Origin of the sequence: Shinella granuli, assembly GCF_004341885.1 — a bacterium.
GTDB lineage: Bacteria > Pseudomonadota > Alphaproteobacteria > Rhizobiales > Rhizobiaceae > Shinella > Shinella granuli.
In genome coordinates this window covers 1-5,013 of record NZ_SLVX01000065.1, presented here as the reverse complement: position 1 = coordinate 5,013, position 5,013 = coordinate 1, and the positions used below count along the sequence as shown (strand labels likewise).

Sequence of the window (5,013 nt, the reverse complement as noted above, 5' to 3'; positions counted from 1 at the left end):
CGTTGCAGAAAGGAAATAGGTGGCCGGATTTTACTCCGCCCGCAGCAGCATTATGCCGCCGCTACCGTGGCCGACTTTTGCACCGCCGCTCTCAGCCGGTTCGGCATTATCCAACCAAGACTGGAGATCGAACGCTTTCTTGACGATCTCACCGTTGTAAGCGGCGGTATGGGCCGTGGCGGCGAGAACAAGACCGCCCTTGAGAACAGTGCGCCGGTCCATCACGCCGCCTCCCCGCCTACGAGGACCGGGCCTTTGGGTACCGGTAAAGCCATCGCCGAGCCGCCATCGCGTTCGGCGCGGCGGAAGGCGTCAGCAACCACAGGGTTTCGGATGAGCGCAGAAAGGGGTATACGGCGGTCAGCCATATCAATCTCCTCAGAAGATTGGTTTCGGTTAGGGCCGTTGCTTGAGTTGCACCTCTTGCTTCGGCCCGAACTTTATGACATACCTTCCAGCATCACGTCAAGCATCAATCCCAGCATAGGTTCTAGCATGGCTGAAACTGACAAGGTCAAGGAAAACCGAGTTCGCCGCGTGGCCGAACGGCGAGGCATGCGACTTGAGAAAAGCCGCAGACGGGACCCGAAGGCAATCGACTTCGGCGGTTATATGCTAATTGACGCTGCGACCAACACCGTCATTCTGGGCAGCACTTCGTATGCATACTCCGCGAGCCTCGATGATATCGAGGAATTCCTCAACGCGTAAGCGCGGGTTACCCCGCCTTCTTCTTCGCCGGCTTCGCGCCAAGCCCTTTCATCAGGGCTGTTATCCCTGCGCCGTCCTTCACGCTAACGACGACGTCAGGGTCGCGTTCCTCGGCGGCCTTCTTCCCTTTACCGGCCGGAGGCTTGCGAGCCGATAGCAATGCGTAATCGAGACTGCGAAGAGCCCTCACCTCCCAAGGCAGCATCACGACGCCGTTGAGCGCCGCGAATGCCTGGATTTCAGCGAATGGGATGGGGTTCGCCACCATGCCGACTTGCCGAGCGCGGTCCAGTTCGATGAACCATTCCCATATGTGCTCCGCCTCGCGAGGGAGTGCGATCTCCGGCCTGTTGTGCCGCTGGTGCGGCGTCGCCTGGCCGAAGATGCATAGCTCTTGGATAATATCGTCGATTACGCCTTCAGGAAATTTCCGCGGTCACCGACGAAGGTGTCGACCTGCTCACGGAGCCAGGGCGTGCGCTGATAGAGCATGGCGGCATTTTCGGCCGTGCATTCGAGCAGCTGTCCGTCGAGCTTGATACCCGACCAGGAGAGCGTGCAGAGAGCCAGCAGGTTGACACCGTTCTCTTCGAGCTCTTCCGCCGTGATCTTGTTGTTCCGGCCGCTCTTGAGGCGCTTGTTGACCTCCGCGCGCTGGCGCTTCTTGGCCTTCTCGGAGTCGGCGCCCATGAGGGTGATGGTGATCGGCTGGCCGTTGTCGTCCTTGAGGACCGTGCCCTCGACGGGATGCACGACTTCCATGACGGCGCCTTCGCCAGCGCTCTTTACGATATCGAGAGTTGCGAGATCCATTTCATCTTCCTTTGTAGGTAGGACGCCGCGGGGAACGCCTACAATCATCCCCCGCGGCTATGCCACGTGGCTTTGGTAGACCGGTTGCAGGGCCGGGAGAGCGGCGCCTTACGAGCTGACTTCCTCGGAGGGCACTTCGATGATGGCGCTGTCGATGCCCAGCGAGAAGTTGGTCCGGACAACGTTGTCGACGCTTCCGTAGTTGTCTCGCGCCGACATGATTTTCGCCGTGAAGTAGTAGACCGAGTCCGTGTAGCCGTCGCTGATCGCATCGGCAGCCTGAACCTTGATCGGGTACGAAAATTTGGTCCGTTCCGCTGCTTTCAGCGCGATCTGACCAGCGTCCGCCGGGTCACGCCCGCAGACGAGCGCGAGCGTGCCTGCATCGCGGACGCCCTTGAGGTGGCGCGTGCGTCCATCATTGACGGCCGCGAAGGTGACGTCCGAGCTTTCGTCGCCGAATTCGCCAAGGTCTTCGACCTCACCGACCTCGACCCACGACAGCCCCTCAAAGTCGTCGGCGTCGACCAGGGCGGAAGTCGCCGGCGTCTCGCAAATGAAAATCTTGGATTCCGATGCAGTGGTAATCGCCATTTGGGGTCTCCTTTGATGGCATGAAGAAAACCCCGGCGGTCAGCCAGGGCAGTTACCCGGTCGGGCGCCGGGAATGGAATGTGGTGGCTAGGCCAAGGTCTCCACGAAGACCGAGACGGGAGTGATCCAGTATGCGTCCGTGCGATACGCCTGCGATATGCTCGGCGCCCTCTGGACACGGACGGAGACACCACCGAAGGTCATCCGGTGATCGGTAGGGAAATGCTCGGCAATCTGACCGGCGAGTTCCATGTCAACCTCAGCCGCCTCGCTCGGACTGATCGGGCTGAAAATCGAAAGCTGCAGTATCCCTGGCCTGATCTGCGCTCCATCGCTCGACACGGCGCGGCGCTGAACGCGGTTCAGCACCCAGTCGGCCCTCAGGTACTTGCCGGAAGCCGGCGCCACTCCCTTGGGCCAGACGACGGGAAGCGCGGGCGATAAGGTTAAAGACTGGATGCGGGCCTTGAGCGCCATCCACTGGCTGGTCTCGATCGATGGCATAACCACCCCTTAGAGCCCGAACCGGGCCTTCACTTCTGCAGCCTTTTCGGCGACGATGCTTCCCCACCTCTGCGCCACGAGACTGACCCATGGCCGCGGCGCCATATTTTCCGTTCCACCGTGAACGTAACCGCCATAGGCGGCCGTGTATCCGAGGTAGATCGTCTGCCCTACTTCGGCGTCGTTGATAACGAGTTCGATCTGTCCGAAGTCAGGTATGGCAGGGGTGCCGGGATTGTTTACGCTGAGCCTCGGCATTTCGCTGTTCGACGCCATCAGCGACGCTTGAAGAAACTTCGTCCGCTTGTAGTTCGGGCTCTCGGGCGTTTCGTAGATCATCATTTCCAGTTGATCATTTAACTGGATTACGAGTTCCTGCACCGACTCCTTGAACACGGCCTCCTGCGCCTCCTCGACGCGGGTAATCCAATCGCCAATCTGCGCGGCGAACGACAGTCTGGCCATTACTGCTCCGCCCGTGCCCTGTAGCGGCGCAGTGCGATTTCCGTATAGTTCAGGCGGTACTCAGCCCGGCAGAAGCAATTTAACGTATGGCTTGCCGGCGCATCCGGATCTCGCGGGTATCTCAATTTCGTGCCGTCCGGTGCGAGGAAGGACTCCTCGAAGCCGACTTCCTGCCCCTGCATTTGCCGATGCTGCCAGCGCTCAGTTGTGCGCGGCGTATGCTTCCACGTCTTCGTGACGTCCGCCGCGGCGATCTTCCCCGCGTTGATCTGCTGGCGAAACGCATCGTCCCGGCTCTTGTCGAGGGCGACCATGGTTTCGTGCCGCGAGAGGACACGTCCGCGAAAGTCGAGCGACCGTGCTTGGTACTGCCCTACCGCGCGGGAAACGGTATCCGTCGACAAGCCGGTCTCTTCCCTGATTGCCTTTGCAATGGAGCGATCGAACCGCTTGTCTCGTAGCTTCCACCCCTTTTCGGGATCGATGGTGCCGTCTGCGCGCATGCCGATGATCTCGCGCATCTTGGCGATATCGCCCGCCGTGAGCGCTTCGCGGAGGGTTTCGCTGTGCTCCATTTGCTGGCGAGTTAGCCCCAGAAGGCCACCTTGGCGCATGCCCGTTACAGGATCGACCTTTCCCCGTCCGACAACCTCGCGAACCGCCGCGTTCGGGCTTCGGCCTTCGGAGAGGTTCTTCGTCAGCACCTCGCGGATGCCATCCTTCATATCCTGCGATATCCCGCGGACCAGATCGGCGGCATGACGACGGATTTCTTGCTCGCCGGCAACATTACGAACGCCCAAGGTGAAGACGACGCGGTTGCCCTGCGGATCCATCAGGCGCGGCATGGCGTCCACCGTGGCCAGCCCACCGGCATTGTAGGCCTGAACGATAGCAACCTCGACTCGGGAGAACATCTCAGGTTCGAGGTTCAGCGCATCGATCGCGCCGGCTACATCGCCCTTCTCCAGGAGTTCAATGAGCCGGGCAAGGACAATGCTGGATGAGATGTTGGCCAGCGCCTCCCGCCATGCCGCGCGGATAGCCGGCTCCCAATCGGCGGCAAGCTGCTCAAGGATTTCACGCTCAGAGAGACGCTTCAGCATTACGACGCCTCTGACTGAGCCAGCTTGCGGCCCTGTATTCTCCGGAGCCGTTTGGCCTTGCGCTTCGCGTCGGCACGCTTATCCCAAGCTCCGCCGCCGTTCTTGGCGCCGGCATGCTCCGTCTTGAGGAACCGTCGACCGAGCGCCATTACGATGACACCTCATCTAGCGGACCAGCGCTGCCCTGTTTCGCTTCAATTTCCCAAACTGCGCGCGCCGGGTCGGTCTTCGATGGTCCGACAATCGTATAGGTCAGGCCGCGAACGGTGATTTCGTCGCCGAGCTGCGGCTCAACAGCCAGCGTCGGCACGAGAATGCAGACCTTTTTGCTGCCGGACTGCACGAGGTCGTTGGCGAGATAGAAGGCGCTCCAGTCCTCTTCCCAGCCGAGGCAGTCGAAGGTCTCGACGGTCGGCATCACCGGAACCCAAGGCTGATCAGGATCCGGAACGCCCGGCGTGGTGCGCGTCAACGTCATCTCGTAGGGCACATCCGCAGCTTGAAGGCCGTCGGCAACCATTTCCGCAATTTCGTCGATCAGGAGAGACATCAGGGCTCACAGGGCTATTGAATGCTTGCAAAGCTCAAGCGCTTGCGCCTCGGTGAAACCCTCTCGGACGAGGGCGAGGTAGCTGGCGCGGCGAAATTGGGCGACAAGGGCAGCATGCTCAATGAATTGCGGCATGTTGCGCCTGAGGTTTTCAACTACCGCTGCCACATCGTCTTTAGGCCGTGTGGACGAATTGACTCAGGTATAGGTTTTGGGGTTCCGGGGACGAATCCGGTCTGATTCATAGGTTGCCGACTGATTTGGAGGTCG

General features: G+C 60.6%; 10 protein-coding genes. 2 read left to right on the top strand and 8 right to left on the bottom strand.

Annotation, left to right across the window (positions count from 1 at the left end; all coding sequences use genetic code 11):
- Window positions 1-30: 30 nt before the first annotated feature.
- Entirely contained in the window at window positions 31-222 is a 192-nt protein-coding gene (locus tag EV665_RS31665) for a hypothetical protein (RefSeq protein ID WP_133037225.1), read from the bottom strand.
- A 273-nt stretch (window positions 223-495) separates the two neighbouring features.
- Between EV665_RS31665 and EV665_RS31660 the strand changes: the two genes are divergently transcribed.
- Entirely contained in the window at window positions 496-711 is a 216-nt protein-coding gene (locus EV665_RS31660; RefSeq protein ID WP_133037224.1) for a hypothetical protein, read from the top strand.
- Window positions 712-718: 7 nt separating this feature from the next.
- Here the strand turns inward: EV665_RS31660 and EV665_RS31655 are convergent, their stop codons facing one another.
- The 7 genes from EV665_RS31655 to EV665_RS31625 all read right to left on the bottom strand — a co-directional run bounded on the left by EV665_RS31655 (window position 719) and on the right by EV665_RS31625 (window position 4,743).
- Window positions 719-1,096 carry a phage tail assembly chaperone gene (locus tag EV665_RS31655; RefSeq protein ID WP_425376508.1) on the bottom strand — a complete coding sequence of 126 codons (378 nt, stop codon included), beginning with the start codon at window positions 1,094-1,096 and terminating at the stop codon, window positions 719-721.
- Window positions 1,097-1,122: 26 nt separating this feature from the next.
- Window positions 1,123-1,524 (bottom strand): hypothetical protein, encoded by a 402-nt coding sequence (locus tag EV665_RS31650; RefSeq protein ID WP_133037222.1) that lies wholly within the window; start codon window positions 1,522-1,524, stop codon window positions 1,123-1,125.
- Window positions 1,525-1,632: 108 nt separating this feature from the next.
- Entirely contained in the window at window positions 1,633-2,118 is a 486-nt protein-coding gene (locus EV665_RS31645) for an iron ABC transporter substrate-binding protein (RefSeq protein WP_133037221.1), read from the bottom strand.
- A gap of 87 nt (window positions 2,119-2,205) precedes the next feature.
- Window positions 2,206-2,622, bottom strand: coding sequence for a phage tail terminator-like protein (locus EV665_RS31640; RefSeq protein WP_133037220.1), 417 nt, complete (start codon window positions 2,620-2,622; stop codon window positions 2,206-2,208).
- 9 nt (window positions 2,623-2,631) lie between these two features.
- On the bottom strand, window positions 2,632-3,087 hold the full coding sequence (locus EV665_RS31635; protein ID WP_133037219.1) for an HK97 gp10 family phage protein: 456 nt from the start codon (window positions 3,085-3,087) through the stop codon (window positions 2,632-2,634).
- Window positions 3,087-4,193 (bottom strand): head morphogenesis protein, encoded by a 1,107-nt coding sequence (locus EV665_RS31630; RefSeq protein WP_133037218.1) that lies wholly within the window; start codon window positions 4,191-4,193, stop codon window positions 3,087-3,089. The genes EV665_RS31635 and EV665_RS31630 overlap by 1 nt, the downstream gene beginning before the upstream one ends.
- Window positions 4,194-4,341: 148 nt before the next feature.
- Window positions 4,342-4,743 carry a hypothetical protein gene (locus EV665_RS31625; RefSeq protein WP_133037217.1) on the bottom strand — a complete coding sequence of 134 codons (402 nt, stop codon included), beginning with the start codon at window positions 4,741-4,743 and terminating at the stop codon, window positions 4,342-4,344.
- A 21-nt stretch (window positions 4,744-4,764) separates the two neighbouring features.
- Here EV665_RS31625 and EV665_RS32560 point away from each other — a divergent pair, with 21 nt between their 5' ends.
- The gene (locus EV665_RS32560) at window positions 4,765-4,983 is read left to right on the top strand and encodes a hypothetical protein (protein WP_162853236.1); all 219 of its coding nucleotides are present in this window, start codon (window positions 4,765-4,767) and stop codon (window positions 4,981-4,983) included.
- Window positions 4,984-5,013: the final 30 nt, after the last annotated feature.

What these genes read in the sequence shown, in the direction of transcription:
- EV665_RS31665 (WP_133037225.1), bottom strand. Translation starts at nt 222, where the DNA reads ATGGACCGGCGCACTGTTCTCAAGGGCGGTCTTGTTCTCGCCGCCACG.
- EV665_RS31660 (WP_133037224.1), top strand. Translation starts at nt 496, where the DNA reads ATGGCTGAAACTGACAAGGTCAAGGAAAACCGAGTTCGCCGCGTGGCC.
- EV665_RS31650 (WP_133037222.1), bottom strand. Translation starts at nt 1,524, where the DNA reads ATGGATCTCGCAACTCTCGATATCGTAAAGAGCGCTGGCGAAGGCGCC.
- EV665_RS31645 (WP_133037221.1), bottom strand. Translation starts at nt 2,118, where the DNA reads ATGGCGATTACCACTGCATCGGAATCCAAGATTTTCATTTGCGAGACG.
- EV665_RS31640 (WP_133037220.1), bottom strand. Translation starts at nt 2,622, where the DNA reads ATGCCATCGATCGAGACCAGCCAGTGGATGGCGCTCAAGGCCCGCATC.
- EV665_RS31635 (WP_133037219.1), bottom strand. Translation starts at nt 3,087, where the DNA reads ATGGCCAGACTGTCGTTCGCCGCGCAGATTGGCGATTGGATTACCCGC.
- EV665_RS31630 (WP_133037218.1), bottom strand. Translation starts at nt 4,193, where the DNA reads ATGCTGAAGCGTCTCTCTGAGCGTGAAATCCTTGAGCAGCTTGCCGCC.
- EV665_RS31625 (WP_133037217.1), bottom strand. Translation starts at nt 4,743, where the DNA reads ATGTCTCTCCTGATCGACGAAATTGCGGAAATGGTTGCCGACGGCCTT.
- EV665_RS32560 (WP_162853236.1), top strand. Translation starts at nt 4,765, where the DNA reads ATGCTTGCAAAGCTCAAGCGCTTGCGCCTCGGTGAAACCCTCTCGGAC.